The following is a 26,006-nucleotide window of genomic DNA, read 5'->3' on the forward strand; positions in this document are numbered from 1 at the left end:
ACAGCGGCCCCCTCACCCCAACCCTCTCCCCGTGGGGGAGAGGGGGTTTGACTAGGACGGTTATGACCGAGAAGAAACCCGGCTGGTTTTCGCGCCTGACTCAGGGCCTGTCGAAGACCTCTCAACAACTGACCGAGCAGGTGACGAGCGTCTTCGTCGCCAATAAAGCGCTGGACGCGGCGGCGCTCGAAGAGCTTGAAGACATGCTGATCGAGAGCGATTTCGGTCCGCAGATTTCGGCGACCATCGCCGCCAAGATGGCCGAGCGCAAGTTCGCCGATAACGACCCCAATGCCGTCAAAGAAGCCTTGGCCGCGGCCATTGCCGACGAGCTGAGGGGCCGTGAAGAGGGCTTCGATCCGCTGTCGGGCCCCAAGCCCAATATCGTTCTGTTCGTCGGCGTTAACGGCTCCGGCAAGACGACGACGTTAGGGAAGATCGCGGCGTCTCTGACGGCGCGCGGGGCCAAGGTTCTGATCGTCGCGGGCGACACCTTCCGCGCCGCCGCCGTCGAACAGCTCAAGGTCTGGGCCGAGCGCGCCAAGGCCGACTTTATGGGCCGCAAGACCGGCGCCGATGCGGCGGGACTGGCCTACGATGCCTGTGTGCGCGCCAAGGAAGAGGGCTACGACGTCGTGCTGATCGACACGGCAGGCCGTCTGCAAAACAAACAGCAACTGATGGACGAGTTGCTCAAAATCGTCCGCGTCATCAAGAAGGTCATCGACGGCGCGCCGCACGAGACCCTGCTGGTGCTCGACGCCACGGTGGGTCGCAACGCGCTGGCGCAGGAACAGATTTTCGGCCGTCAGGCCTTCGTGTCGGGCCTCGTTATGACCAAGCTGGACGGCACGGCGCGCGGCGGCATTCTGGTGCCGATCGCCAAGGCCTCGGACGCGCCCATCAAGCTGATCGGTGTCGGCGAGGATATCGAAGACCTTCAGCCGTTCCGCGCGCGCGAATTCGCCCGCTCTATGGTCGGCCTTGAACCTTTAGGTGAGTAAATGAGCGACCCGAAACCCAAGATCGAGATCACCGAAGCCCAAGCCGAGGCCATTCCCGAAGTCATCGTGCCCGATGCACCGGAACCGGCCGCGACCAACTGGGTCAAGTCGGCCATCGACTTTGGCCCGGTCGTCGGGTTTGCCGCCAGCTTTTTCATTTTCAAGAAACTCGGGATCGGCGGGACTGACGCGACCGCCCCGATGATCTATGCGACGGATGTGTTGATCGCGGTGTCGATTATCGCCCTGATCGCAGCCCTTATCATCGAAAAGCGTATCGCGTGGATTCCGCTGGTGGCGACCCTGTTCGCCATTCCGATGGGTCTGATGACCATCTTTTTCCACGATCCGGTCTTCATCAAGGTCAAGGTCACCGTGGTCAATGTCCTTATCGGCGGTATTCTGGGCATAGCCGCGCTGATGAAAAAATACCCGCTCAAAAGCCTGCTCGGCAGCGCCCTGAACCTGCGCGAGACGGCGTGGCCGACCCTGACCTGGATCTGGGTAGCCTTTTACGGGGTTATGGCTGTGGCCAACGAGGTCATCTGGCGGACGCAGTCGGACGATCTGTGGGTGACGTGGAAGCTGGGCTCGATGTTCGGCGGGCCGGTGCTTCTGACCCTTATCCTGACGCCATTCCTGATGAAGAATATTGTGGAAGACAGCAAGTCTTCCGCCACCTGATGGTTGTCCGTCAGTACGCGGATGGATTTGTCGCGAAACTGTGATATTATAATGCTTATATGCGCGCATTCCATCCGGGAGGCGGTGCATGAAAAAGCATAAGCGTAACCATTTTCAGGGGTCCGAGTTGTTAGAAAATTCGCCGTCGCATCTGCTGCATCGTGTCCTTCAGATCGCGCTCGATATCTATACCGAAGAAACCGGCGACAACGCCCTGACCCAGCGTCAGTACGCGCTGCTGCTGGCGGTGGACTCGGCGGAGGGCCTGACCCAGACCGACCTCGTCAAGGCGACCGGCATCGACCGCTCGACGCTCGCCGATATGGTAGCGCGTCTGATCACCAAGGGGTGGCTGGAGCGCGAACGCTCCGCCGCCGATGCCCGCGCCAATCTGGTCCGCCTGTCGACCGAAGGCCGCATGGTGCTGCGCGATATCCAGCCCAAGGTCGAGGCCGCCGACGAGCGTATCCTGAGCCTCCTGTCGCCACCCAAGCGCGACAGCTTCATCAAGCTGCTGCGCAAGATCGCCGCCGTACGCGAAGAGGCCTCCGACGACGAGACCGTCGCCAAGAAGGTCAAGGCCGACAAGAAGGGCGATAAAAAGAAGAAGCACAAGAAGGCTGGCAAGAAGAGCAAGCATTCGTTCTCGGACGGGCCTCTGCCGTTCCCTGAACTGGATAATGGTGCGGTCGAAGAAACTGCCGCCGTAACTGAAACCGAAAAAGCTTAGACCCGAATATTCAAAAGGCTGCCGGGGCGCATCAGTTGCGCCTCCTCCGGCTTGAGGCCTTGCGCGATATCGGCGGCCTTGAAGGTCGCGGGCGTGACCCCTGCGGGCTTGGGCGCAGCCTGCTCCACATTGCCCGCAGCCTGACGGAAGAAGGCTTTCTGCGCCGACAGCGCGCCGTTGAACCGCGTGGCTGTGTCGGTAGACGCAGGCTTGGCGGTCGCGCCCGTGGCTTGTGCTGGGCGGCCCAGAATCATCTGCGACAGGGAAGAGGGGATCGGCGTGGTCATGACCCTATATGTCGCCGAATCAGGTATTTATTTAGTTAACGGCGGATTAGGAATCTATTCGATGCGTTTATAATCCTTGCCGTCGTAGGGTTTCAGCGCGAACGCTTTTTCCGACACCACGGCGATGGGAATGAAAGAGGGGATATCGGTGCGCGGCACCCATTCCAGCTGATCGGTGGTCCCGGCTTTGAGCGCCTGCATAACAGCGCGGTCCTGCATCAGGATCCAGCTGCCGTCCTTGAGGCGCAGGGCGCGGGCCTCGACATAGGTCATGAAGCCCCGGCGCATGAAATCGATACAGACCAGCCTGAGTTGCTTTTTCGAGACCCATTGGCCTTCGTCGCAATTGACAGGGAAATAATGGACCTTTTTCGTCGCCCAATCGACGATATACCAGCCGTTGCCATTGGCGGCGGGCGTCAGGCTGGCGATGTAGCGGCCATCCGGCGACGCTGTACCGCCGTCGACCAGCATATAGCCGGTGCCGTCCTGATCGATGATCAGCTGATCGCGGTTTTCGACCGCATCATAGGTAATGACCGGCAGATCGGCGCGGCCTTCGGCGTCGCGCAGGCGCATGACACCGGTAAACCGCTTGTCTGGCCCATTGGCGGGACAGGGGACCTTGGCGCAGGTTCTGGCGCTGAGTTCGCCGATCCTGTCGCCGTCGCTGTAGATCGTGAAGACGTCGTTGCGGCGCTTGACCAGGCCGCGGTGTTTCTTGAGCAGGGCGGCTTCGCGTGCTTCCGGCGTGACGGGGGCCTGCGCCTGTATCGGCACGGTCATGGTGAGCGCTGTCAGGGCGGTTACACCCGCCAGTATCCACGCTTTCATAAGATCCCCACCTGTTTCAATCCCGCGACTATCTCAGGTCGTTTGACGACTGGCAAGTTACGATGACTGTGAGGATGGGGGGCCGGATATTTACGCGAGCCCCGTCCGTCTGCCCGGCACGCTGGGGGAGTATGAAAGTCGGATCGATGGCAAAAACAGAAACGGCCCTCTCTGGGGGGCAGAGAGGGCCGCGCATGCCGCCGGATTCGAGGGGGGGGGATGATCCCGGCGACGAACTGTGGGTCAACGACTCAACATCTATAAGCCGTAACCGATAAAGTCTAAATAAGAGTTATTTCGCAAAAGGGAAGAGGTAAAATAAAAAAAATCTCGATTATTTTACCTGAGGCTCCCGACGATGGTGACTTTGTACCGATAAGTGTACGAATTCGTCTCAATCATCTGCGAATTAATCTTATTTACTCATACGTTACGTAAATTGCGCAAATTAAGCAAACAGCTTGGCCCAGTTGCGCTTTTCACGGCTCTTCCACGCACCGCGATGATAGGCGTCCGATCCGATCAGCGGCACGACGGTCGTGGCTTCGGCGAAGACCATCTGCTCATAGGTGGTCGAGACCTTGCCCCACGAGGCGGCTTCCTTGAGCGTCGAAGACGAGCAGGCGCCGTCGCGCACGTCGGCGACCGTGATCTGCACTGCATATTTGTGCATGTCGGCTTCGACACCGAGGATTTCGGCGCAGACGACGGTGTCCTGGGCGAAGTTCTTCGGCACGCCGCCGCCGACCATGAACAGGCCGGTGGTGCCCGCCGCGATCTTGACGTCGGTCAGTTCGCGGAAGTCGGCCACGGCGTCGATCATCAGGTAAGGTTGCTTGGCGGCGATACGCTCCTTCTGGTGCTTGACCAGACCGAAACCGGCGGACGAGTCGACGAAGGCCGGGCAGAAGATCGGCACGCCTTCTTCGTAGGCGGTCTGGATCAGCGAGCCCGGCTTCTTGGCATTGCCTTCCGACAGCCACTTGCCCATTTCCCAGATGAATTCACGCGAGGAATAGCCGCGCGGCTCAAGGCGGTTGCAGATCTCAAGGATCGTGTGGTCGCAGGCCTGAAGCTCTTCTTCGTCAATATAGGTATCGTAGATGCGGTCGATATAGTTGTCGCGCAGGACGTTATCGTCCACCTGACCGGCAGCCTGATAGTGCTTGAAGCCGAGCGCTTCGAAGAAGTCCATGTCGACGATCGAAGCGCCCGTGGCGACGACGGCGTCGATCATGCCGAACTTCACCATGTCGCGATAGACGTGCATGCAGCCGCCGGCCGAGGTCGAACCGGCCAGGATTAGCCACGGCGAGCAGGACTGGTCTTCCAGCGCCATGTTGAAGATGTCGGCGGCACGCGCGGTATCGCGCGACGAGAACGACATCTTGCGCATCGAGTCGATGATCGGACGCGCGTCGTACGAGGTGATGTCGACGTGCTCAACGGTGTTCTGGAGCAGGGCGGCTTTCTGGTTGGATTGGAGGGTATCAGCGTTCATCTCTTGAGTCCTTTGAGATAGGAGAAGGGTGAGCGCCCGTCATGGGCCCGTAATCCCCCAGACGGTGCGATGGGGCGGGAATAGAAAGAACGGCGGCGCTATAGAACATAAGCGCCGCCGTGGCAAATCAAGGTTTTATAAGAAACCTTATTTCGAGCGCTTCTTGCCGCGCTTGCCGCCTTTCGGGCGGTTGAGGCGGACGACCTTGTTCTCTTCGACGGCGTCGTAGGCGTTGCGTGGCACGTTGAGCGAGCGCGGGGCCAGACCGAACAGCGAGGCCATCGGCGCTTCGTCGAGGAAGACCGTTTCGCTTTCGCCATAGCCGTTGAAACCGGTGGTCATGGCGACGCCATAGGCCCCCAGCATACCGATTTCGACGTAATCGCCTTCGTCCACATCGGCGGGCAGCCAGAACGGCCCCGGCATGTGGTCGATGGAATCGCAGGTCGGGCCGTAGAAACGGAACGGTTTCAGTTCTTCGGTCTCATCACCCTCTTCTGCCCGATGCAGGCGCACCGGGAACGGCCACTTGGCGTGGGTCGCGTCGAACAGATTGCCGTAGGCGCCGTCGTTCAGATAGAGGGCGTCGCCCTTGCGCAGTTCGACACGGGTCAGGATCGAGGTCGATTCCGCCACCAGCGAGCGGCCGGGTTCGGCCCACAGTTCGGTCGTCTCGTGTACCTTCATCTCTTCGAAGGCACGGTCGATGACGTCCATATATTCGGGCAGGGACGGCGGGATCATGCCGGGATAGACCGACGGGAAGCCGCCGCCGACATCGACGATATCGGCCAGCACCCCGGCGCGAACCAGCGCGCGTGAGGCCGCCGACATGGCCGCGGCATAGGCCGTCGGGCGCATGCACTGAGAGCCGACATGGAACGACAGGCCCATGCGGTCCTGCGTCGCCTGACGCGCCGCCAAAAGCAGGGCCGGGGCTTCGTAGGGCTGGGCGCCGAACTTGTTGGTCAGGGGCAGGTTCGAGCCTTCGCCGGAGGTCGCCAGACGCACGATCAGGTTCAGGTCCTTCGCGCCGCCCGTGGCGTCGAGGATCTTCTGCAATTCTTCGTGGGTGTCGAGGCTGAAGGTCTTCACGCCGAAATCATGATAGGCCTCGGCGATGGCGCGGCGCGACTTGACCGGGTGCATGAAGGCCAGACGCGCGTCGGGCGCGATACCCTTGACCAGCTTGACTTCGTTGATCGAGGCCACGTCGAACGAGCGTACACCGGCTTCCAGCAGGGTCTGAATGACCCACGCGGAAGGGTTGGCCTTTACGGCATAGAAGACATCGCCTTTGAAGTGGCGCTGGAACCATTGCGCTGCGACGGAAACAGGCTCGCGTCGCACAAGGGCGACGGGCTTTTCCGGTGACTGCTCGCGGACCAGGTCCAGGGCCGTTTGGTAGTGTTTCACTATCCAAAACCCCGTAGATAAAAGTTAAACCCAGACCGGCGTTAGCAGCGTTTCATGGATACCCAGCCGAGAGTCGTACTGAACTCAAGGCCCCAGGGTGTCCAACCTATGTGTCGGGGTCCGCCGGAAGCGCGCTATATCGGGTATTTTCGCCCCCATGTAAAGAGTTTTGGGGCATAAAATTTCAATGACAGCCAAGGATCGTCAGCAATGTGCGGCGAATGGGCAGGCGCGGCATCTGTTACAGTTGCCAAAGCTATGAAACTTCGGCAAGACTCCCGTTCATCAGTGTTAACGCGTGCGGGATGGGCCAATCCACCGATGTCGAGTCTGGTCGAAGTTCAGTCGGTGTCGAAAACCTACGTCCAGAAGGCGCAGGGCCATAAGCCATCGCGTCCGTTCAAGGCGCTGGATGGGGTCTCCTTTTCCATGACGCGGCCCGAACGCATCGGCCTGATCGGGCCGTCGGGTTCGGGTAAATCGACGCTCCTGCGATCGTTGTCCGGTCTGATCGTCGCCGAAGTCGGCCACGTCAAAGTGCTGGACAAGACCGTTCAGTCTGCTGGTCGTCTGGGCGAGGACGTGCGTGAGGCGCGTGCCACGATGGGCATGATCGCTCAGCAGTTCAATCTGGTCGGGCGGCTGTCGCTATTCACCAATGCGGCCTTGGGGTTGCTGGGGCGGATCAATCCGTGGCGTGGCTTTTTCGGCCTGTGGAATGCGGACGAAAAGCAGCGCGTCATGGCGGCGCTCGATCACGTCGGCATCGCTGAACGTGCGGGGCAGCGCGCTAACACCCTGTCCGGCGGGCAGCAGCAGCGTGGGGCGATTGCGCGCGCCATCGTGCAGGACGCCAAGCTCATTCTGGCGGACGAGCCTGTCGCCTCGCTTGATCCGGTGTCGGCGCGCCGGGTGATGGAACTGTTGGTCGAGGTCAATGAGCGCCAGAAGGTCGGCGTCATCGTCACCCTGCATCAGGTCGACTATGCGCGGAAATATTGCGACCGCATTCTGGCCCTCAAGGCCGGTAAGATCGTCTATGACGGTCCCGCCAACGCGCTGGGGCTTGAGCAGCTCAAGGATATCTACGGCTCTGAAATCGAGTCCGCCTATTGGGGAGAGATTTGACATGACTTTGTCACGCAAGGACATGCTACGCGGAATCACCGCCTCGGCTATGTTTATGGTTGCGGGCTGCGAGCGCAAGGCCGCCTCGGCCAAGGGGCCGCGCACCGAGATCAGCTTCTCCATCCTGTCGACCGAAAACGCCCAGAACATGGAACCGCTGTGGAAGCCGTTTCTCGCCGACATGTCGAAACAGACAGGTCTGACTATCAAGCCGTTCTTTGGCTCCAACTATACCGCCCTGATCGAAGCCATGCGTTTCGATCAGGTGCAACTGGGCTGGTTTTCCAACGCGTCGGGCCTCGAAGCCGTGCGCCGTGCCGAGGGTGAAGTCTTTGCGCGGTCTTCCGACGAGACGGGCGTCGATGGCTATCAGTCGGTAATCATTGCGCGCGCCGATTCCCCTCTCACCGCCGAAGACCTGCTGACATGCGACAAGACGAAGACCTTTGGGTTGGGTGACGTGAAATCGACATCGGGGACGCTGGCGCCGATGACCTATTTCTTCCTCCCGGCCAAGGTCGATCCGGCCAAATGCTTCAAGAGCGTGCGTTCGGCCGGGCATGAGGTCAATTTCCTCGCCGTGGCCAACGGCCTTATCGACGCGGCGACCAATAATAATGCGTCTTTGGAGCGCATGGGTCAGGCGCATCCGGAAAAACTCAAGCAGGTCAAGGTCATCTGGACCTCGCCAACCTTGCCGGAAGACCCGATCATCTGGCGCAAGGACCTCGATCCGGCGACCAAAGAGAAGATCCGCTCCTTCTTCCTGACCTATGGCACGGGCAAGGACGCCGAAGGCGCGCGTCAGCTTAAGGTGTTGAATAACCTGCTGTTCGGCGTGTTCAAACCGGCGGATAATACGCACTTGCTGCCGGTGCGTGAGATGGAGGCCGCCGAGGCGCTCATTCAGGCGCAGAACGCCGGCGACCCTGCCGCGATCGAAAAGGCCAAGGCCGAACTGGCGGTGGTGACGAAAGAGGCCGACGCCGTCAAGGCCGCACCGCAAGCCGCGCCCGACGCTCAGTAATGTCCGTGTCCGAAAACCGTCTGGCGGCGCTTGAACCACCGCGCGCCTCCCTCAGGGAAAAGCTTTTTACCTGGGGCGCGTGGATTGCCCTGGGCCTGATACTGGCGGTCAGTTTCAGGGGCGCACAGATCGGCGACCTCTATCTGCTCGGCAAGAATTCATCGAACACGCAGGCCTATTTGCAGGATTACCTGCATCCGGACTTTTCGAGCTGGGGCACCATCCGGCTCTATATCGACAAGATGTGGGCGACGCTGGAGATGGCCATCTGGGGCACTCTGATTTCTGTGCTGCTGGCGGTGCCGTTCGCCCTGTTGTCGTCGGCCAATCTGGCGCCCCAGTGGATCGTCTTTCCGGTGCGCCGCCTGATGGATATCCTGCGCTCGGTCAATGAACTGGTGATCGCCACGGCGTTTCTGGTGGCCGTGGGACCGGGCGCTTTGGCGGGTGTGCTGGCCCTGGCGCTGCACAATACGGGCGTGCTGGCCAAGCTGTTCTCCGAGGCGGTGGAGGCCGTCGATAACGCGCCGATCGAAGGCGTGCGCGCGACGGGCGGAACGCGTCTGCATGAAATCGTGTGGGCGGTCATTCCGCAGGTGGGGCCGCTGTGGACCTCGTTCGCGCTCTACCGCTTCGAGGCGAACGCGCGGTCGGCGACGGTGTTGGGCATTATCGGCGCGGGCGGCATCGGGCAGATTTTATTCGATAATATCAACAGCTTCAACTATGCCCGCGTTTCGGCCATCGCCATCGTCATCGTGGTGGCCGTGACGCTGATCGATATCGCTTCGTCGGCGATCCGCAAGCGGTTGCTGTAAAAAGTTTTAGCCACGGATAAGGCACGGATGCCGGTGCTGCGCACCGGCTGACACGGATGTCTGAGTCCGTGGAACCGCCGATGCTACGCCAAGGACATCCGTGTTCGCCGCGCTTGAGCGGCATCCGTGGCTAAATCTCTTATATTTACACGGTTTGAACCGTATTATAGGCGCACTTATCCCCGTCGTTCCGAGCCGTGCGCATCATGGGGCATGACCGACACATATGCCCCTCTGCACGACCGTCTGATGATTCAGGCTCACCGCATGCTCGCCGAGATCGAGCGCGCCAAACCCTCAACGCTGAAAGAGATCGTCGCCGTTCTGAGCGCCCTGTGCGTCGCGACGCGGCTGATCCGGCAACTGCATACCCCGCTGACGAAGGCGAAGGTCGTGCAGACGGGTGTCGATCACACGCCCTCCTCCCTACGCAGTGGGGAGCGGGGCGGCCCGTGCCGTGCAGCGAGCGAAGCGACGCTGACGGAGGGGGCGGCGCAGCCGCAAACCCCGCCCGCTTCGGACGCGCCCGCATGGCGAAAGGGCTGGTCAGACAAACAGGCCGCCTTGCGCGAACAGCGCGCGGCCCGCACCGGCAAATGGCCGGACGGTACGCCTTATAAAAAGACGGATTAGTCTAGGGCTTAAGCCGCCTTGCGCTTTAAACGACGCGGCAAGGCCCGCAAACGCGCCCACAGCTTCTTCTTCTCGGCTTCCGGATAGGGCTCCAGATTGCGGATAAATTCCTCTGCGCAGGCCTTCCATGAATATTTCTCGGCATGGCGGCGGACATGGCCGCGGTCGAGTTTCAGCGCCTCGGTGATGGCTACGCTCAGGTCGTCGTCGATGACGCCCGCGCCGGTGCCGGGGATCAGGTCGATCGGACCGTGCGCCGGGAAGGCCGCGACCGGCGTGCCGGTGGCCATGGCCTCAAGGATCACCAGCCCGAAGGTGTCGGTCAGGGACGGGAACACGAACACGTCGGAGTCCGCATAGGACCGCGCCAGATCGTCGCCGAAGCGCGCGCCGGTAAACATCACGTCCGGGTATTTTTCCCGAAGTTCCTCAAGCTGAGGCCCCTTGCCGACCACGACCTTGGTGCCGGGCAAGTCGAGCGCCAGAAACGCCTCGATGTTCTTTTCGATGGCGACTCGGCCGATATAGGTCATGATTGGACGCGGCAGATCGCCGAAGATCGGCTCAAGGTCCGGGCGGAACATCTCGGTATCGACGCCGCGCGTCCACGGCGAGATATTGCGGAAGCCGCGCGCCTCAAGGTCTTTTTGCAGGGTCGGCGTCGCGACCATGATGCGGCCCGACGCCTTATGGAACCAACGCATATAGCCATAACCCCAACTGAGCGGGATCGGCAGGCGCGCCGAGACATATTCCGGAAACTTGGTGTGATAGGACGTCGTGAATGGCATCTTCCATTCGATGCACACGCGCCGCGCCGCCAGCCCGACAAAGGCCTCGGTCGCGATATGGACGGCGTCGGGTTCGAAATCCTGAATGATCTCGCGAACGTCTTCGTAACAGCCCAGCGCCAGCTTGACTTCAGGATAGTCGGGCCAGGAGACGGACTTGAACTGGTTATAGTCTACGATCTTGAATTCGTGGCCCAGCTTTTCGCATTCGCCGATCACACGCTTGAGCGTCGTGACGACGCCATTGACCTGAGGGTCCCATGCATCGGTCGCAAGCAGAATACGCACGGTTGTCCTCAACTCCATCAGCAAACGGATCGCAATGTGTAATGTGCAATCCGGCGCGTGTGAAGCATGATTTTGTATCAGGCACATGACAGGTCGGGGGTATCCCTACGGCAAATGCGGTGTCCAAAGGCTTCGCAAACCGATATTAACCAAGGGAAAAGCTTATCTGAACGCCGAGTTTTTGTTGCGATGCACAAAAAGCGGCGTATAATCGACAATCAGGGATGACCCTATCGTCTTGCCGTAACAACGGCTTGCCAATCGTGGTGAATACCCTAAATCTGAGTACGGTTCGCGCCCATATATGAAGACGACGAGGGGGAACGCGCGGACCCAAGAAGGCATGGTAATGAGCGAGAAACCGAAAGATACGCCCAAGTCCCGCCGCACGCGGGTTCAGATTCTGGAGACGGCCATGCGGCTGTTTGCGGAACTGGGCTATGATCGCGCCGGTAACGCCGCCATCGCCGAGGCCTGCGGTTTGACACGCGGGGCCATGCTCTATCATTTTCCGACCCGTGAAGCTCTGGTCGAGGCCGCCGCCTGGCACATTCAGGCGGCGCGCGAAGCGGCCTTCGAGGCCGAGGCGGGCAAGCTGAAACCCAATCAGGACGCGCTGGACGGCGCCATCGACGCCTATTGGCGCTTGCTGAGTTCGATCCCTTTTTCGGCGTTTCTGGCGCTGGAACGCGCCGCACGTCAGGATCAGGACGTCGCCAAGGCCATCAAGCCGGCGCAGGACGCCTTTGACCGCGGAGCGATGGGGCGGGCCACGCCGGGCTTCATCACGGCCGGGATCGACGCGCGTTTTCAGGCCAGCCGCGATCTGGCGCGCTTTGCGCTCGACGGTCTGCACCGGGCGGCCCTGACCTACGATCAGGACGAGCGCATCGAAAACCTGCTCAATGTCATCAAGCGCGCGGTCCACATGCTCAACCGTAAGGGCGATGTGCAGGATCTGTGGGTCGAATAGGTGGCGGACGCGGCGGTCATCCTGCGTCTGACGATCAAGGATCCCGTGCCGGGTGTGCGCTACAGCCTTCAGGACAAGGATAGTCGGCCGGTCGACGCCGTAACCGCCGGGGACGCGCCCCTGTCGTTCGACGTGCCGGTGCGCCTGTCCGAAGACGGGCGCTGGCTGGGGCCGTTCGTGCGTCGTGAAGGTGCCGAGCGCCGGTTCATCTATATTGCCATCGGTCGCCACGCCGGTGACCCGAATACGGTCTGGGACCGACGGGCGAAAATCGACATCCATACGATTTCCCCCGATTTATGCGCTCAGGCCCGCGCGGGTCATGTGATCGAAGCCGTGCTGCCCGGTCGCGGCAAGGACGGTACGCCCGCCTGCGCTACCGTTCGCCCGGTCGAGGACTGGCATCCGGGGTAACCGTGTTTCCCGCTTTGAAATTTTATGCCTCACGACCTACGGGTGTGGCGCCAGTTCCGGCTTCTGCATCTTTGTAGGATATCGGTATGAACCGCGCCGTGCTTTCTTTCCTCGCCCTGGGTTTGGTCCTGACCGGTTGCGGTGGCGGCGGTTCAGGGGGTGGCAGCGGCGGCGGTGGTGGCGGTTCTGCGCCGGTATTCAGTTCGGCCACAACGGCTTCCACGCCCGAAAATAGCACGGCCACCGTCTATACGGCGGCTGCGACCGGTAGCGGTACGGTAACCTACGGGCTGACGGCGGCAGGCGATTCGGCGCTGTTCTCGATCAATGCGACGACGGGCGCCCTGACCTTCAGGGCCGCGCCCAATTTCGAGGCGCCACGTGACGGCAATCGCGACAATATCTATGTCGTGACCATCACGGCCGCGAACAGCGTCGGAACCACGTCCCTTACGGTGTCCGTTAGTGTGACCGACCGCCCGGGCCGTGTGGCGCTGCGCCGCGTGGGCGCGGGGTTTACGGAGCCGCTGTTTCTCGCGGGTCGCGGCGATAGTTCGGGCCGTGTGCTGGTGGTGCAAAAAGGTGGCTTGATCCGCGTACTCGATCCGCTGACCGGCACGATCGAAGCGACGCCGTTCCTCGATGTACGGCCCGAGATCGCCACCGACAGCGAGCGTGGACTTCTGGGTTTGGCTCTGGCCCCCGATTTTGCGACCAGCAACATATTTTACGTCTTCCTGACCGCGACCAACGGCGATGTGCAGGTCCGCCGCTATACGGCCTCGGCCACCGGCGCATCAGGCGCAGGCGACATTATCCTGAGCGTGCCGCACCCGATCGGCAATCATAACGGTGGCTGGATCGGTTTCGACCGCAATGGCCTGCTGGTCGTGGCCATAGGCGACGGCGGCGGTGCGGGCGATCCGTCCGGCAATGCCCAGAACCGCAATGTTCTGCTCGGCAAGATGCTGCGGATTGATGTGCGCGGCGATTCCTATCCCCTCGATGCCAGCCGCGACTATATGATCCCGGCGGCCAATCCCTTCGCCCTGACCGGTGGCGCGCCGGAAATCTGGCATTGGGGCCTGCGCAACCCCTTCCGCAACAGCTTCGACCGTGAGACGGGGCATGTCTATATCGGCGATGTGGGGCAAGGTGCCGTGGAAGAGATCGACTTCGCGCCGTTGAGCAGTCCGGGCCTCAACTACGGCTGGAACGTCCTCGAAGGGACGCAAGCCTATGCCGGGGGATCGACAACGGGTCTGACGCCGCCGGTGGCGCAATATGCGCAAGGAACCGGACCGCTACAGGGCAAGTCGGTCACCGGCGGCTACGTCTATCGCGGCCCGGTCGTGGCCTTGCGCGGGCAGTATGTCTTCGGCGATTTCGTCAATGCGCGTTTGTGGACGATTCCGGTGACCAGTTTCATTCAGGGCACTACCCTGACCAATGCCAGCTTCACCGACCGCACAACGACCTTCGCCCCGGCGACCGGCAGCACGCTCGGTAACATCCCCAGTTTCGGCGAGGACGATTTCGCCAATCTCTATGTCGTTGATTATGACGGCGACATATTCCTTATGGACGAGGTGGACGAGGGGTCGTAAAGGGGCGCATCCACTTTATCGGGTTGCCGTCCATGCGTCAGTTGCTGCGTTCCAAGATCCACAATGCCTATGTCACCGAGGCGAACCTCGCCTATATCGGCTCGATCACCATCGATGAAGACCTGATGGACGCCGTCGGTCTGTGGGAGGGGGAGCGGGTGCTTGTGGTATCCAACACTTCCGGCGCGCGTCTTGAGACCTACGTCATCACCGGCGAGCGGGGGTCGGGCAAGATCGCCATGAACGGCGCCGCCGCCCATCTGATTAACGAATCCGAGCAGATCATCATCATGGGATTCGAGCTGACCGACGCCCCGATTATCCCCAGAGTCGTGCTGGTGGATCGCGAAAACAAGGTTGACCGCTATTTGTCCGAAACCCCCTCGACGATTCTTTAACAAGAGTCTTTTTTGGGGACATATCTGTGAATCCCGGCCAAGCCCTTGAGGCGCTTGAACTTCTGATTTTTTTAGGATTTCATTAACTAAAAAGTTCGCTTCTGCGGCGACTTGGCCGTTGACGGCTTCACCGGATTATGGCCCCATATAGTTGTTCGGGGCGACATCAACCACTATATCTAGCGTGTTGGCGTCGGCCATTTGTAAGCTCCGGGGGCGGAGCGGTTTAGCTTTCCAGGTGAAGTGACATGTCGGTTAACGATGCAGCGGCCAAGCGTGAGACTCCCGTAGCCTATAAGGCCAACAAGGCGGTTCGCCCCAAGACCCGTCCGGAGTTCAAGCTGATCAAGCACGTGGTCACCGACCCGTCGAAGGATTCGAAGCTGACCGACTTCGGCATGAAGACGCTGGACGACCGTTATCTGATGCCGGGTGAATCGTATCAGGACATGTTCGCGCGCGTCGCTACGACCTATGCCGACGATTCGGACCACGCCCAGCGCATCTACAACTATATTTCGAACCTGTGGTTCATGCCGGCGACGCCGGTCCTGTCGAACGGCGGCGCGTCGCGCGGCCTGCCGATCTCGTGCTTCCTGAATTCGGTGCCGGACAACCTCGAAGGTATCGTCTCGACCTGGAACGAAAACGTCGCTCTGGCCTCGAACGGCGGCGGCATCGGCACCTACTGGGGCGGCGTGCGCTCCATCGGTGAAAAGGTCAAGGGCGCGGGCCAGACATCGGGCATCATCCCCTTCATCCGCGTGATGGATTCGCTGACGCTGGCGATCTCGCAGGGCTCGCTGCGCCGGGGTTCGGCGGCTGTCTATATCGACATCCACCACCCGGAAATCGAGGAATTCCTCGAAATCCGCAAGCCGTCGGGCGATTTCAACCGCAAGGCGCTCAACCTGCACCACGGTATCTCGATCACTGACGAATTCATGGAAGCCGTCCGCGACGGCGAACAATTCGGTCTGCGCTCGCCCAAGAACGACGAGGTCATCAAGTTCGTCGATGCCCGCGCCCTGTGGCAGAAGATCCTCGAAATCCGTATGCAGACGGGCGAGCCCTACCTGATCTTCTCGGACACGGTGAACCGCGCCATGGCCCCGCACCAGCGCGAACTGGGCCTCAAGGTCAAGCAATCGAACCTGTGCGCCGAAATCATGCTGCACACCGGTAAGGACCACCTCGGCGAAGACCGCACGGCGGTCTGCTGTCTGTCGTCGGTCAATGCCGAGACCTTCCTCGAATGGCGCGATCAGCCGCAGTTCATCGAAGACATCATGCGCTTCCTCGATAACGTCCTTCAGGATTTCATCGACACCGCCCCCAATTCGATGTCCGCCGCCATCTATTCCGCCGAACGCGAACGCTCGGTCGGCCTCGGCCTGATGGGCTTCCACTCCTTCCTGCAATCGCAGGGCGTCGCCTTCGAATCGGCCATGGCCAAGTCGTGGAACATGCGCCTGTTCAAGCACCTGCGCCGCGAAGCCGACAAGGCCTCCGTCAAGCTGGCTCAGGAGCGCGGGCCGTGCCTCGACGCCGAAGAGCGCGGCGTCATGGAACGCTTCTCGCACAAGCTGGCCATCGCGCCGACAGCCTCGATCTCGATCATCTGCGGTGGCACCTCCGCCGGCATCGAGCCGATCCCGGCCAATATCTACACCCACAAGACCCTGTCGGGTTCGTTCGCGGTAAAGAACCCCTATCTCAAGGCGCTGCTCGCCGAAAAGGGCCTCGACACCAGCGACGTCTGGGACTCGATCGTCGAACACGAAGGCTCGATCCAGCACCTCGACGCGCTCGACGCCGACGAAAAGGACGTCTTCAAGACGGCGTTCGAAATCGATCAGCGCTGGGTAGTCGAACTGGCCGCCGACCGCGCGCCGGAAATCTGCCAGTCGCAATCGCTCAACATCTTCCTGCCCGGCAATGTCGATAAGTGGGACCTGCACATGCTGCACTGGACCGCGTGGGAACAGGGCGTCAAGTCGCTCTACTATCTCCGCTCCAAGTCGGTTCAGCGCGCGGCGTTTGCCGGTGCCGAGACCAAGGAAGCCGCCGCTTCGATGATGGATGCGGCCAAGACCGATTACGAAGAGTGTCTGGCTTGCCAATAAGCGCAGTCCCAAAAGTGGGAACCGGTTTTGGGGACCAACTGCGCGACTAAGATTGCAGGGCCGCAGGCCCTGCACCCCTGACTTGGAACAGAATGAAAGGCCGGAGCATTAGCTTCGGCCTTTTGTACGTGAGGATAAAATGGTTGAAATTGTCAGGGCGGATTATCGCAACCCAAAGCACGCGGAAGCCATCGTCAGTCTACTGAAGATCTATGCGCTCGACCCGATGGGCGGTAGTTCAGCCTTGTCTGAACCCGTCGCAAAAGCACTCATTGATAAGCTGGCGGCCTTTCCGACGGCCTTCTCACTGCTGGCGCTTGTCGATAACCAACCCGCAGGGCTGGCCAATTGTTTCGACGGTTTCTCGACCTTTGCCGCCAAACCCCTGATCAATATCCACGACATCGTCGTCGCGCCAGAGTTTCGCGGTCAGGGCGTGGCCAAGGCCCTGTTCGCCGAAATCGAAGTCATCGCGCGCGAAAAAGATGCCTGCAAGCTGACGCTTGAAGTGCTCGAAGGCAACCGCCCCGCACAGGCGCTCTATGCCTCGCTCGGTTTCGGCGACTATGTGCTCGACCCGGAGCAAGGTAAGGCCCTGTTCTGGCAGAAGAAATTTTAGGCCGACAGTATATTCTCGAAGCCGCCCCAGAACATGCGTTTGCCGTCAAAGGGCATGTCTTCCATCTTCATGCGGTCGTCCTGCATCAGCTTGCTCCAAGCCTCATCGCGTACGGCTTTCGACGGCCAGACGATCCACGAAAAGACCACGGTCTCACCCTCCTGGAGTTTCACCGACAGGGGGAACGAGGTGACTTCCCCGTCGGGGATATCGTTGCCCCAGTTTTCCCAAACGGCGGTCGCGCCGTATTCCTTGAAGATGTCCGCGGCCTTGGTCGCCGATGCCAGATAGGCGTCTTTCTTCTCGTTTTTAACCGGGCAGACAAAACCATCGACATAGGACATGGGAACCTCCGTTGTAAGAACGCGGGTACATTAGGGGTGAACGGATAAGCTGGCCATATGAAATATTCTTAATGTGCCGATGCGCCAACTCGCCACAATTGTGCCTCAGCTTGCCGTACCATAGGGGTTGTGAGGCCGCCGGGGGAGTGCGGTCAGAGGGGATATCATGAAATCTTCGCGTTTATTGTGCCTGACGGCTGTGTCGTTGTGCCTGCCCGTGGTCGCGTTAGCCCAGGCGACGGCACCCAAGCCCGACTCCAAGGCAGAGGTGAAGCCCACGCCGGAAAAAGCCCCCGAAAAAACAGACGACAAGACCGACCCGACGACCGTGACCGTGAAAGGCCAGCGGAACAGTCTGTCCGGCGAAAAGGAAGTTTACGACGTCACGAAAAATCCCGATGCGGCGACCGGCACGGCGCAGGACGCCCTGAACAAGGTGCCGGGCGTCAGCGTCGATCCTGACGGCAACGTTTCCTTACGGGGGCGCTCGGCCCGCGTCTTCATCAACGGGCGGCCGTCGCTGATGATGTCGGGCGACAACCGCGGCGCGGCGCTGCAATCCATGCCCTCGGCCTCCATTTCCTCGATCGAGGTCATCTCCAACCCCGGTGCGCAGTATTCGTCGAGTAGTAACGAGCCGATCATCAATATCGTCACCAAGCGCAATATGCCCCCGGGCAAGTTCGGCACGGTCAGCGGTATGGCGGTGTCGAACGGCGGCCTGACCGGCAACGGATTCCTGAGCTACACCAAGGGTAAGTTCAGCCTGATGAGTTCGGCCTTCCTTGGCAATAATCACTTTGATTCGACGTCTCAGTCTCAGACCGAGGGCTTTGACGCGTCAGGCAACAAAACCCGCGAGTCGCGCGGTAACGGTGAGTCGGCCTCCGAGTCGAACACGGCCTTCCTGATGAGCAACATGCAGTACGATCTGGGGGACAATGACACCCTCACGGGAGGACTGACCTACAACCGAAGCAAGTCCGATAGCCAATCGCTCAACGACTCGTCGATATTCTCAGGCGTCGGCGTGGTGACGGATCAGTTTTCCAGTCGTAGCCAGAGTCGGTTCGACCGCGAAAACGGTACCCTGACCTTCGGCTATACGCACTATGGCAAAAAGCCGGACCAGTCGTTCAAGGTCGACGGCAGCCTGTCGCGGACGGAAACCGGAAACAATTCCGACAGCCTGACCATGTATCACCTGGGCGCGCGCCCCGACCGGGCGACGCGGCGTGAGGCTGAGGGCTCGAATACGGCGGCCATGCTTCAGATCGCCTACAATACCACTTTTGGGAATACGCAGGTCAGTGTCGGTACGCAGTTCAACCACGACGACAACCGCTCGGACAGCCTGTCCTATGGTCCTGACGCCAGCGGCACGGGTCTGGTCCTTCAGCCGCTTCTGACCAATGACCTGCGTTACGAGCAAAATTCAAGCGCCGTCTATGCCACAGCCCAACGCCAGTTCGGACCGAAATGGACGATTCTGGCTGGGCTGCGCGCCGAATATCTCGATCTGGACACCAGCGAGACCCGCACCGGCAGCCGCAACCATATCGACTATGGCCGCCTGAACCCCAGCCTGTTCGCGACCTATGCCCTGTCGAAAAACAAGAAAATCCGTCTGAGCTATACACACAAGCAGCAGCGCCCGGATGCGTCGGATCTCAATCCGCGTCTGGTCTATGTGTCGGCGACGTCGGTCAATCTCGGCAACCCCGATCTGGGGCCGCAGGAAAGCGATAATATCGAGGCAACCTATGAGGTGTCGGGCACGACGACCAACTATTCCGTACGCGGATTCCTGCGCACCGATGACGATATGATCGTGACCTCCAGCCGCATCATCCCCGATCCGCAAAACCTCGGCAATCTGGTGACCCAGACGACGCGCGTCAATGGCGGCTATCAGCGTCAGGCGGGCGTTACCGTGGCCTATAGCCGACGCTGGGACCGCAAGCTGACGCTCAATCTGGATGCAACGGTAGCTTTGGTCGATCTGAAAGGGCCGAATATTATCGGCACCCAGTCCGAGACCACCTTCGGCGCCGGGATGTCACTGAATTATACGTTCAAGAACACCGACACGATATCGATCAACTATAAGATACTGCCCTATCGCTACACCGGACAGGGTTACAGCGAAACCTATGCGCAGGGCACGGTCTTCTACCGCCACAAGCTGACGCCCAAGCTCGATCTGGTGATCTCGGTGCAGGAGCCGCTGAAAATGACGAAGACGGTCAGCGTCACTGAAGGGCCGCTGCTCAAGGGTCGCTTTGTCAACGAACGCGATGTGCCGATCGTCTCGATAGGTTTCAGTCGGCGCTTCGGTGGGTTTACGGCGGCGCCGGTACAGGTCAAGAAGCCTTGACCGTCGGATTTTACTTCTCGACCAGCACCTGAAAGCCGCCATATATCAGGCGTTCGCCGTCGAACGGCATGTCGTCGGTCGGCTGCATACGCGGGTCGTCCATGACGCGCTCATTGCCTTCGTCGCGCGCCTCTTTCGACGGCCACAGGACCCACGAAAAGACCACGCCGTCGGGTTGTTTGGCGCGCATCACCGACTTGAACGAGACGCCGAGTTCGCTTTCGGGCAGGTCGTCGCCCCAACACTCGATTACCTGAATCGCGCCGTGTTCCTTGAATACGGTAGACGCCGTTTCGGCCAGCTTCTTGTAGGCGGCGCGGTTTTCCTTCGGCACCGGCACGACGAAGACATCGACATAGGACATCAGAGAGCCTTGAATTGAGCGATGACGTTGCGGTACGAGTCGCGCTTGAAATGCACGACGCGGTCGATGACACGATCGAGGTCACACCATTCCCAGCGGTCGAACTCCTGCTCGCCGTGGGCCTGCAAGTTGACTTCGCTGTCCTGACCCGTGAAGCGGTAGAAGAACCAGATCTGCTTCTGACCCTTGAAATTGCGGCCGATTTTCTTCTGCGCCAGCACTTCGGGCGGAAAGTCGTAGATGACCCAGTCCTGTGTCCGTCCAATCAGCTCGACCGAGCGAAGGCCGGTTTCTTCATACAGTTCGCGCGCGGCGGCGGTCTCTAAGTCCTCGCCCGCATCGACGCCGCCTTGCGGGAATTGCCAGGCATAGTCGCCGCTCATGCCGAAGCGGTGGCCGACCCATACGCGGTTATCGGCATTGACCACCACGATCCCGACATTGGGCCTGTATTCCTTAAGTTCGTCCGTCATCGTACCATTCTTTTATCAACCGATACGATTTTCGCAGATATCGCGTAGCGATACAATGTGACGCCGGTTTATTTATGCGCCAGGGCCGAAGCGGGGGCCAGTTGCAGGCCCTTGGCCTCCAGTCCCTGCGTCCACTTGATCGCGACCGCCAGCGTCACCGGATAGGCGAAGCCCGTCCCCAGCGCCCGACCCTTGGAGCGGGCGGCGGATTCCACGCCAGTCAATTGTGCATTGATGCTCTGGGCGTTGATCTGGGCGTCTATGACGCGATCGGCGCTGGCGCGGTTCCACGCCCCGCCCTGATCGCGGGCCTGCCCGTCATCAATAAAGGTCAGGCCGCGCGTCTTCATCGTGCCGAGAAAACCGTTCATGGCCGGTTTGTCGCGCAGGAAAGCCGAACCCTGATAGTTCATGACACCGAAATAGCCGACGGCGCGGCCGAGCACCCAATTCAGACGCGCCTGCATATCGTCCGGACGCTGATTGATCAGAAGCGTTTGCGGACCGGGGTCCGTATCGGGGTAGTTGGTGGGCTCCATCGGGATTTCGATCAGCACCTCGTGGCCCTGAGCACGGGCGGCATCGATCCAGCCCTGCAAACCTTCCGCATACGGAACGAAGGACAGGGTGACTTCGGCGGGCAGTTGTTCGATGGCGGCGCGGGTGGTCGTCGGATTGAGGCCGAGGCCGCCGACGATCAGCCCTACCATCGGCTTGCCGTTGGATTTGAAGGGGCGGGCATAGGTCGCGGCGGCGACGCGGCCATCGGTGGCGATGATCGGCAGCGGGCCGTTGGGGCCGTTTTGCGACAGGCCGGCGATGGGCGCGGGCGTCAAGGGGCTGGCCGCCAATTTGACCGCGCCCGATGCGCCCGCGACCGTGATCGGCGCGCCGTCATTGGGCAGGGTGATCACGGCGGCTCCATCGACGGGACCGGCTTCACCGCTGGCGTTGAACTGATCGGCAGAGGCGTCCTTGAACAGGCCGAGCGAGTCGAGCGTAAAGGCCTGAAGGCCCGACGTGGTGTCATCGGCGATCGGCTGATCGCTCGGGGCGGCGGCCTTGGGCGTGGGCGCATGATCGCCGCCGCCCATCGAAATCCGCACGCTGGGGGAACCGGCGCCGGGGTCGGAGGCCAGGTTGAGGAACAGCACGCCGCCGCCGACGAACAGGCCCATGGCGAGCAGCGGCGCGGTATAGGGTTTTTTCAGAGTCTCAAGCGCGACGGGGCCGAGCCCCCTGAGGCGCGCGATCAGGCCCGTCGGCTGACGGAACAGCGACGAGGAGGACAGGGCGGACAGTTTCGGTTTGGCAAACATCGCGGCAACCCACGCAAAAAACCCTGCCGGACGCACGATCCGACAGGGTTAATTTGTGCCGCAAGGGGGTTAATAAACCCTAACGAAAGCTGAAAATTACTTCTTTTCTGCCGGTTTGACGGGTGCCTTGGGCGCCGCAGATGAAGAGGCCGTATCGGCCTTCGCCTTGGTCTTGTCGGCAAAACGCGACGTGGTCTTGTCGACCAGATCGGCCTCGGCCAGCTTGAGGCCGCGCGGGTGCGCCGCCGCCTGTTTCACGTCGCCGCCATAGTTGAGAACGTCGACGGCACGGGCCAGCTGGAAGTCGCCGGTCTTGACGTCGTAGGCGTCCGGCGGCACTTCCGACACGATGTGCGCGCCCTGACGGACCTTGCCCTCGTCGGCGTCGAGCGCGTTCTTGTAGTCGGCTTCCGAGAAGGAATAGTTGCGGTTGGCGATAACCTTGGCCTGTTCGCGCGACTGCGCCACTTCGAGGTCCGGCACGATCCCGGTCTTCTGGATCGAGCGGCCCGACGGCGTATAGTAGCGCGCGATGGTCAGCTTAACGGCACGGTTTTCACCGAGATTGACGACGCTTTGCACCGAACCCTTGCCGAAGCTGGTCAGGCCGACGGTCGAGGCGCGCTTGTGATCCTGCAAGGCGCCCGCGACGATTTCCGCCGCCGAGGCCGTGCCCGGATTGGTCAGGATCACGATGGGCTGGCCCTTCATGATGTCGCCCTTGTGCGCCTGATAACGGGTGATGTCGTCGGGGCGGCGGCCGCGCTGCGACACGACTTCGCCGCCTTCGAGGAACAGGTCCGCGACGCCGACCGATTGATCGAGCAGACCGCCGGGATTGTTGCGCAGGTCGAGGATCAGGCCCTTCATCTGCGGGTTCTTGGCGCGCAGTTCGGTCAGACCCTCCAGCGATTCCCGCGCCGTGTTCTCGTTGAAGTTCGAGATGCGCAGATAGCCGTAATCGCCTTCCATGCGCGTCTTGACCGACTTCACATTGATGATTTCGCGCGTCAGGGTGACGTCGAACGGCTCGTCCTTGCCTTCGCGCACGATGGTCAGGGTCAGGTCGGTCTTGGGATCGCCCTTCATCTGAGACACGGCGTCGTTGAGGCGCAGACCGAGGATCGATTGCCCGTTGATGGCGGTGATATAGTCGCCCGACTGGATGCCGGCCTTCATGGCGGGGGTGTCGTCCATCGGCGTGACGACCTTGACCGCCCCGTCTTCCGACTGCACCTCAAGGCCGATGCCGCCGTAGGCACCGCGTGTCTTTTCCTGAAGATCGGTATAGTCCTCCGACGACAGATAGTTCGAATGCGGATCGAGCGAGGACAGCATGCCCTGAAGCGCGGCTTCGATCAGCTTCTTGTCGTCGACTTCGACGACATAGTTCTGCTTGACCAGCGCCAGCACGTCGCCGAACAGCTCCAGCATCTCGTAGGTGTCGGACTTGGGCGAAAAAGCGGGCTGGTTGGCGTAGGCCACCGCGCCGACACTGAGGGCCAGGGCCGCGATGCCGCCCAGCAGATAGTTCTTCATTCAATCCTCGATGGAGCTTCAGGGCTCCGGAATACGCACGCCGACACGTTTGGCGCACACCGTTACTACACATAGTACAGGGTTTTAATGTGGCGTAAACAGGGCGCGCGCAAACCTATGCAAAAGGAGTTTACACGTCACATATTTCCGTGTAATCGCCCCGCCATGTCCATGATGACCGTCATTAAAGCGATTATTAAGCCGGCCCGCACACGCGGGGCGGTCCGGTCGCGCTTGACGGTTTAACAACCCAAAGCCTCTGGACGAAGCCCCGCCGAAGCGCGGGGCACGGTTTCACACAAAACCCAAACCCTCGCGTTTCTGCTCACAACAGGAAACGTGAAACTATGAATAACCAATCCCAATCCGGACTTAACGTTGGCATCGTCGGTGCCACCGGTCTTGTCGGCAGCATGATGCTGTCGCTGCTGGCCGAGCGTCAGTTCCCGGTCAACCGTCTGCGCCTGTTCGCCTCGCCGCGCTCGGCGGGTAACCGCCTGTCGTTCGCGGGCAAGGATGTCGTGGTCGAAGATGCCTCGGCGGCGGACTATAGCGGTCTGGATGTGGTGTTTTTCTCGGCGGGTGGTTCGACCTCGAAGGCCTTGGCCGAAAAGGTCGCGGCGGCAGGGGCTCTGGTCATCGATAACAGCTCCGCGTGGCGCAGCGACCCGGAGGTGCCGCTGGTGGTCGCCGAGGTCAATCCGCACGCCCTGCGCAATATCCCCAAGGGCATCGTCGCCAACCCCAACTGCACGACCATGGCGGCCATGCCGGTGCTCAAGCCTCTGCACGAAGCCGCAGGCCTGAAGCGCCTTGTCGCCAGCACCTATCAGGCGGTATCGGGCGGAGGCCTTGAAGGCATCGAGGTGCTGCGCAAGCAGGTGGTCGCCGGTGCCGACGGCTGCGCGGCGCTGGCGCAGAACGGCAAGGGCGTCGATCTGGGGACGCCCGAGAAGTGGGTCGTGCCGATCGCCTATAATGTCGTGCCGCTGAACTACGTGCTGGGTGAAGACGGCTATACCGAAGAGGAGCTCAAGCTGCGCGACGAAAGCCGCAAGATTCTCGAACTGCCGGATTTGCGGGTGGCGGCGACCTGCGTCCGCGTGCCGGTCTTCACGGGACATTCGCTGTCGATGAACGTCGAGTTCGAGCGCCCGCTGTCGGTCGAGGCCGCGCTTGATCTGCTCAAAGACGCACCGGGCGTCGAACTGAGCGAGGTGCCCAATCCGCTGGACGCGACAGGTAAAGACCCGGTCTTCGTCGGTCGCGTCCGTCGCGATCCGACGGTCGAGCACGGCCTGACCCTGTTCGTCAGCGGCGATAACCTGCGCAAGGGCGCGGCGCTCAACGCGGTGCAGATCGCCGAGGTTTGGCTGAGCCAGAAGGGCTAAGGCTTATACCTCCCCGGTGTACCGGGGAGGGGGACCGCACGAGCGAACGCAGTGAGTGAGATGTGGTGGTGGGGGCTCGTGGTGTTTTAACAGGTTCGGTGCCTGTTAATCTTACGCGAGCCCCCCTCCGTCAGCTTCGCTACGCTCGCTGCCACCTCCCCCGGCACGCCGGGGGAGTAAAAAGGCTGTGTAATGACTACTTCAATTGGGTGATCTTCGGGAAACCCGTGCCGCCGCAGGCCCATTCGCCGTCCTTCGACGTGAAGCAGAAGTAACGGCTTTCGACGCGACGCTTTTGCACGCCGTCGCGGTATTGCTCGCAAACCACATGCGTCGAAGCAACCGGCGTCAAAACCGCATTGGGCGGCGCGCCGTCGGTGACGCGTTGCGCGCCCTTGCCTGGTACATTGGTCACGGTGTTGACCACGGTCTTATAGACGACGAAGTTTTCGAAGGTGATGCCGACCCGTTGCGGCGCACTCAGCGTACCATTGGCGTTCATGGCGTAATTATCGTAGATCTTGCGCTGGAAAACAGCGACCGAGCGCGGGGCATTTTTCGCCACCGCCGCCGGCGCGCCGGGACAGGTTTCGGCAGCCTTTTGCGGCCCGCCACCCGGTGACGGCGGGGCCTTGCCCTGCGTCGCCCAATAGCGCTTTTCCCAATTGACCACGTCCTCGGCCCACATTTCGGTAGCGTTGCCGTTCCCGATCAACTGGCCGTTCTCGTAATATTTGACCATGCACTTTTCACCCCACTGCGCCTGATAGCAGTTGATGACCTGAATCTCGGTCTTGGGGTCGATGCGGTGCATGGAACCGGCGGGGATATTGTAGTTGGTCGCGGTGGCCGCTGGCAGGGCCGAGAGCGCGACTACGGCTGCCGCCGCAAGGCCGCCGATAGCGATGGGTTTCCACATGA

At 61.0% G+C, this 26,006-nt stretch carries 26 protein-coding genes; 15 read left to right on the forward strand and 11 right to left on the reverse strand.

What is annotated here, in order from left to right:
* Nucleotides 1-62 precede the first annotated feature (62 nt).
* The 3 genes from ftsY to AEYBE204_RS22650 all read left to right on the forward strand — a co-directional run bounded on the left by ftsY (nucleotide 63) and on the right by AEYBE204_RS22650 (nucleotide 2,418).
* On the forward strand, nucleotides 63-1,004 hold the full coding sequence (ftsY, locus tag AEYBE204_RS22640; protein WP_023460658.1) for a signal recognition particle-docking protein FtsY: 942 nt from the start codon (nucleotides 63-65) through the stop codon (nucleotides 1,002-1,004).
* Nucleotides 1,005-1,688: an inner membrane-spanning protein YciB gene (locus tag AEYBE204_RS22645; protein WP_023460659.1), complete on the forward strand. Its 684-nt coding sequence runs from the start codon at nucleotides 1,005-1,007 to the stop codon at nucleotides 1,686-1,688.
* A gap of 88 nt (nucleotides 1,689-1,776) precedes the next feature.
* Nucleotides 1,777-2,418, forward strand: a complete 642-nt coding sequence (locus AEYBE204_RS22650) for a MarR family winged helix-turn-helix transcriptional regulator (RefSeq protein WP_023460660.1) — start codon at nucleotides 1,777-1,779, stop codon at nucleotides 2,416-2,418.
* Here the strand turns inward: AEYBE204_RS22650 and AEYBE204_RS22655 are convergent.
* From AEYBE204_RS22655 to AEYBE204_RS22670, 4 genes are all read right to left on the reverse strand, one after another.
* Nucleotides 2,415-2,705 (reverse strand): hypothetical protein, encoded by a 291-nt coding sequence (locus AEYBE204_RS22655; RefSeq protein WP_023460661.1) that lies wholly within the window; start codon nucleotides 2,703-2,705, stop codon nucleotides 2,415-2,417. The two genes, AEYBE204_RS22650 and AEYBE204_RS22655, sit on opposite strands and share 4 nt — an antisense overlap.
* Nucleotides 2,706-2,759: 54 nt before the next feature.
* The gene (locus tag AEYBE204_RS22660) at nucleotides 2,760-3,539 is read right to left on the reverse strand and encodes a hypothetical protein (RefSeq protein WP_023460662.1); all 780 of its coding nucleotides are present in this window, start codon (nucleotides 3,537-3,539) and stop codon (nucleotides 2,760-2,762) included.
* A 448-nt stretch (nucleotides 3,540-3,987) separates the two neighbouring features.
* Nucleotides 3,988-5,040, reverse strand: a complete 1,053-nt coding sequence (locus AEYBE204_RS22665) for a deoxyhypusine synthase (RefSeq protein ID WP_023460663.1) — start codon at nucleotides 5,038-5,040, stop codon at nucleotides 3,988-3,990.
* 147 nt (nucleotides 5,041-5,187) lie between these two features.
* A complete protein-coding gene (locus tag AEYBE204_RS22670) occupies nucleotides 5,188-6,456 on the reverse strand; it encodes a type III PLP-dependent enzyme (protein ID WP_023460664.1) in 1,269 nt (422 codons plus the stop codon).
* 321 nt (nucleotides 6,457-6,777) lie between these two features.
* Between AEYBE204_RS22670 and AEYBE204_RS22675 the strand changes: the two genes are divergently transcribed.
* The 4 genes from AEYBE204_RS22675 to AEYBE204_RS22690 all read left to right on the forward strand — a co-directional run bounded on the left by AEYBE204_RS22675 (nucleotide 6,778) and on the right by AEYBE204_RS22690 (nucleotide 10,062).
* Nucleotides 6,778-7,584 (forward strand): phosphonate ABC transporter ATP-binding protein, encoded by an 807-nt coding sequence (locus AEYBE204_RS22675; RefSeq protein ID WP_023460665.1) that lies wholly within the window; start codon nucleotides 6,778-6,780, stop codon nucleotides 7,582-7,584.
* Between the two features lies 1 nt (nucleotide 7,585).
* Entirely contained in the window at nucleotides 7,586-8,611 is a 1,026-nt protein-coding gene (gene phnD / locus AEYBE204_RS22680; protein WP_031229600.1) for a phosphate/phosphite/phosphonate ABC transporter substrate-binding protein, read from the forward strand.
* A complete protein-coding gene (gene phnE / locus AEYBE204_RS22685) occupies nucleotides 8,611-9,429 on the forward strand; it encodes a phosphonate ABC transporter, permease protein PhnE (protein ID WP_023460667.1) in 819 nt (272 codons plus the stop codon). Before phnD ends, phnE begins: the two co-directional genes overlap by 1 nt.
* A 213-nt stretch (nucleotides 9,430-9,642) precedes the next feature.
* A complete protein-coding gene (locus AEYBE204_RS22690) occupies nucleotides 9,643-10,062 on the forward strand; it encodes a hypothetical protein (RefSeq protein WP_023460668.1) in 420 nt (139 codons plus the stop codon).
* An 8-nt stretch (nucleotides 10,063-10,070) separates the two neighbouring features.
* Here AEYBE204_RS22690 and AEYBE204_RS22695 read toward each other — a convergent pair whose 3' ends face one another.
* Nucleotides 10,071-11,141 (reverse strand): glycosyltransferase family 1 protein, encoded by a 1,071-nt coding sequence (locus AEYBE204_RS22695; RefSeq protein ID WP_023460669.1) that lies wholly within the window; start codon nucleotides 11,139-11,141, stop codon nucleotides 10,071-10,073.
* 349 nt (nucleotides 11,142-11,490) lie between these two features.
* On the opposite strand from AEYBE204_RS22695, the gene AEYBE204_RS22700 reads away from it, so the two are divergent.
* From AEYBE204_RS22700 to AEYBE204_RS22725, 6 genes are all read left to right on the forward strand, one after another.
* Nucleotides 11,491-12,114: a TetR/AcrR family transcriptional regulator gene (locus AEYBE204_RS22700; protein ID WP_023460670.1), complete on the forward strand. Its 624-nt coding sequence runs from the start codon at nucleotides 11,491-11,493 to the stop codon at nucleotides 12,112-12,114.
* Nucleotides 12,115-12,528 (forward strand): DUF5990 family protein, encoded by a 414-nt coding sequence (locus AEYBE204_RS22705; RefSeq protein ID WP_023460671.1) that lies wholly within the window; start codon nucleotides 12,115-12,117, stop codon nucleotides 12,526-12,528.
* An 86-nt stretch (nucleotides 12,529-12,614) separates the two neighbouring features.
* Nucleotides 12,615-14,135, forward strand: a complete 1,521-nt coding sequence (locus tag AEYBE204_RS22710) for a PQQ-dependent sugar dehydrogenase (protein ID WP_023460672.1) — start codon at nucleotides 12,615-12,617, stop codon at nucleotides 14,133-14,135.
* A 32-nt stretch (nucleotides 14,136-14,167) separates the two neighbouring features.
* Entirely contained in the window at nucleotides 14,168-14,533 is a 366-nt protein-coding gene (panD, locus tag AEYBE204_RS22715) for an aspartate 1-decarboxylase (protein WP_023460673.1), read from the forward strand.
* A gap of 248 nt (nucleotides 14,534-14,781) precedes the next feature.
* Complete coding sequence (locus AEYBE204_RS22720) at nucleotides 14,782-16,659, forward strand: ribonucleoside-diphosphate reductase subunit alpha (RefSeq protein ID WP_023460674.1); 1,878 nt, start codon at nucleotides 14,782-14,784, stop codon at nucleotides 16,657-16,659.
* 139 nt (nucleotides 16,660-16,798) lie between these two features.
* Nucleotides 16,799-17,278, forward strand: a complete 480-nt coding sequence (locus AEYBE204_RS22725; protein ID WP_023460675.1) for a GNAT family N-acetyltransferase — start codon at nucleotides 16,799-16,801, stop codon at nucleotides 17,276-17,278.
* On the opposite strand, the gene AEYBE204_RS22730 is transcribed toward AEYBE204_RS22725, so the two are convergent.
* Nucleotides 17,275-17,622, reverse strand: coding sequence for a DUF1428 domain-containing protein (locus tag AEYBE204_RS22730; RefSeq protein ID WP_023460676.1), 348 nt, complete (start codon nucleotides 17,620-17,622; stop codon nucleotides 17,275-17,277). The two genes, AEYBE204_RS22725 and AEYBE204_RS22730, sit on opposite strands and share 4 nt — an antisense overlap.
* 166 nt (nucleotides 17,623-17,788) lie before the next feature.
* Here AEYBE204_RS22730 and AEYBE204_RS22735 point away from each other — a divergent pair, with 166 nt between their 5' ends.
* The gene (locus tag AEYBE204_RS22735; RefSeq protein ID WP_023460677.1) at nucleotides 17,789-19,999 is read left to right on the forward strand and encodes a TonB-dependent receptor; all 2,211 of its coding nucleotides are present in this window, start codon (nucleotides 17,789-17,791) and stop codon (nucleotides 19,997-19,999) included.
* A 10-nt stretch (nucleotides 20,000-20,009) separates the two neighbouring features.
* Here the strand turns inward: AEYBE204_RS22735 and AEYBE204_RS22740 are convergent, their stop codons facing one another.
* The 4 genes from AEYBE204_RS22740 to AEYBE204_RS22755 all read right to left on the reverse strand — a co-directional run bounded on the left by AEYBE204_RS22740 (nucleotide 20,010) and on the right by AEYBE204_RS22755 (nucleotide 23,694).
* Nucleotides 20,010-20,363, reverse strand: a complete 354-nt coding sequence (locus AEYBE204_RS22740) for a DUF1428 domain-containing protein (RefSeq protein ID WP_023460678.1) — start codon at nucleotides 20,361-20,363, stop codon at nucleotides 20,010-20,012.
* Nucleotides 20,363-20,836: an RNA pyrophosphohydrolase gene (locus AEYBE204_RS22745; protein ID WP_023460679.1), complete on the reverse strand. Its 474-nt coding sequence runs from the start codon at nucleotides 20,834-20,836 to the stop codon at nucleotides 20,363-20,365. The genes AEYBE204_RS22740 and AEYBE204_RS22745 overlap by 1 nt, the downstream gene beginning before the upstream one ends.
* A gap of 68 nt (nucleotides 20,837-20,904) precedes the next feature.
* Nucleotides 20,905-22,155 carry a divergent polysaccharide deacetylase family protein gene (locus tag AEYBE204_RS22750; RefSeq protein WP_023460680.1) on the reverse strand — a complete coding sequence of 417 codons (1,251 nt, stop codon included), beginning with the start codon at nucleotides 22,153-22,155 and terminating at the stop codon, nucleotides 20,905-20,907.
* A gap of 96 nt (nucleotides 22,156-22,251) precedes the next feature.
* Nucleotides 22,252-23,694, reverse strand: a complete 1,443-nt coding sequence (locus tag AEYBE204_RS22755; protein ID WP_023460681.1) for a S41 family peptidase — start codon at nucleotides 23,692-23,694, stop codon at nucleotides 22,252-22,254.
* Between the two features lie 347 nt (nucleotides 23,695-24,041).
* Here AEYBE204_RS22755 and AEYBE204_RS22760 point away from each other — a divergent pair, with 347 nt between their 5' ends.
* Nucleotides 24,042-25,085: an aspartate-semialdehyde dehydrogenase gene (locus tag AEYBE204_RS22760; RefSeq protein WP_023460682.1), complete on the forward strand. Its 1,044-nt coding sequence runs from the start codon at nucleotides 24,042-24,044 to the stop codon at nucleotides 25,083-25,085.
* Nucleotides 25,086-25,281: 196 nt separating this feature from the next.
* Here the strand turns inward: AEYBE204_RS22760 and AEYBE204_RS22765 are convergent, their stop codons facing one another.
* The gene (locus AEYBE204_RS22765; protein ID WP_023460683.1) at nucleotides 25,282-26,004 is read right to left on the reverse strand and encodes a hypothetical protein; all 723 of its coding nucleotides are present in this window, start codon (nucleotides 26,002-26,004) and stop codon (nucleotides 25,282-25,284) included.
* Nucleotides 26,005-26,006: the final 2 nt, after the last annotated feature.

Source organism: Asticcacaulis sp. YBE204 (assembly GCF_000495855.1).
GTDB lineage: Bacteria > Pseudomonadota > Alphaproteobacteria > Caulobacterales > Caulobacteraceae > Asticcacaulis.

Excerpts from the sequence above, each read along its gene's own strand:
- ftsY (WP_023460658.1), top strand. The coding sequence starts at position 63 with ATGACCGAGAAGAAACCCGGCTGGTTTTCGCGCCTGACTCAGGGCCTG.
- AEYBE204_RS22645 (WP_023460659.1), top strand. The coding sequence starts at position 1,005 with ATGAGCGACCCGAAACCCAAGATCGAGATCACCGAAGCCCAAGCCGAG.
- AEYBE204_RS22650 (WP_023460660.1), top strand. The coding sequence starts at position 1,777 with ATGAAAAAGCATAAGCGTAACCATTTTCAGGGGTCCGAGTTGTTAGAA.
- AEYBE204_RS22655 (WP_023460661.1), bottom strand. The coding sequence starts at position 2,705 with ATGACCACGCCGATCCCCTCTTCCCTGTCGCAGATGATTCTGGGCCGC.
- AEYBE204_RS22660 (WP_023460662.1), bottom strand. The coding sequence starts at position 3,539 with ATGAAAGCGTGGATACTGGCGGGTGTAACCGCCCTGACAGCGCTCACC.
- AEYBE204_RS22665 (WP_023460663.1), bottom strand. The coding sequence starts at position 5,040 with ATGAACGCTGATACCCTCCAATCCAACCAGAAAGCCGCCCTGCTCCAG.
- AEYBE204_RS22675 (WP_023460665.1), top strand. The coding sequence starts at position 6,778 with ATGTCGAGTCTGGTCGAAGTTCAGTCGGTGTCGAAAACCTACGTCCAG.
- phnD (WP_031229600.1), top strand. The coding sequence starts at position 7,586 with ATGACTTTGTCACGCAAGGACATGCTACGCGGAATCACCGCCTCGGCT.
- phnE (WP_023460667.1), top strand. The coding sequence starts at position 8,611 with ATGTCCGTGTCCGAAAACCGTCTGGCGGCGCTTGAACCACCGCGCGCC.
- AEYBE204_RS22690 (WP_023460668.1), top strand. The coding sequence starts at position 9,643 with ATGACCGACACATATGCCCCTCTGCACGACCGTCTGATGATTCAGGCT.
- AEYBE204_RS22700 (WP_023460670.1), top strand. The coding sequence starts at position 11,491 with ATGAGCGAGAAACCGAAAGATACGCCCAAGTCCCGCCGCACGCGGGTT.
- AEYBE204_RS22710 (WP_023460672.1), top strand. The coding sequence starts at position 12,615 with ATGAACCGCGCCGTGCTTTCTTTCCTCGCCCTGGGTTTGGTCCTGACC.
- panD (WP_023460673.1), top strand. The coding sequence starts at position 14,168 with ATGCGTCAGTTGCTGCGTTCCAAGATCCACAATGCCTATGTCACCGAG.
- AEYBE204_RS22720 (WP_023460674.1), top strand. The coding sequence starts at position 14,782 with ATGTCGGTTAACGATGCAGCGGCCAAGCGTGAGACTCCCGTAGCCTAT.
- AEYBE204_RS22725 (WP_023460675.1), top strand. The coding sequence starts at position 16,799 with ATGGTTGAAATTGTCAGGGCGGATTATCGCAACCCAAAGCACGCGGAA.
- AEYBE204_RS22730 (WP_023460676.1), bottom strand. The coding sequence starts at position 17,622 with ATGTCCTATGTCGATGGTTTTGTCTGCCCGGTTAAAAACGAGAAGAAA.
- AEYBE204_RS22735 (WP_023460677.1), top strand. The coding sequence starts at position 17,789 with ATGAAATCTTCGCGTTTATTGTGCCTGACGGCTGTGTCGTTGTGCCTG.
- AEYBE204_RS22740 (WP_023460678.1), bottom strand. The coding sequence starts at position 20,363 with ATGTCCTATGTCGATGTCTTCGTCGTGCCGGTGCCGAAGGAAAACCGC.
- AEYBE204_RS22745 (WP_023460679.1), bottom strand. The coding sequence starts at position 20,836 with ATGACGGACGAACTTAAGGAATACAGGCCCAATGTCGGGATCGTGGTG.
- AEYBE204_RS22750 (WP_023460680.1), bottom strand. The coding sequence starts at position 22,155 with ATGTTTGCCAAACCGAAACTGTCCGCCCTGTCCTCCTCGTCGCTGTTC.
- AEYBE204_RS22755 (WP_023460681.1), bottom strand. The coding sequence starts at position 23,694 with ATGAAGAACTATCTGCTGGGCGGCATCGCGGCCCTGGCCCTCAGTGTC.
- AEYBE204_RS22760 (WP_023460682.1), top strand. The coding sequence starts at position 24,042 with ATGAATAACCAATCCCAATCCGGACTTAACGTTGGCATCGTCGGTGCC.
- AEYBE204_RS22765 (WP_023460683.1), bottom strand. The coding sequence starts at position 26,004 with ATGTGGAAACCCATCGCTATCGGCGGCCTTGCGGCGGCAGCCGTAGTC.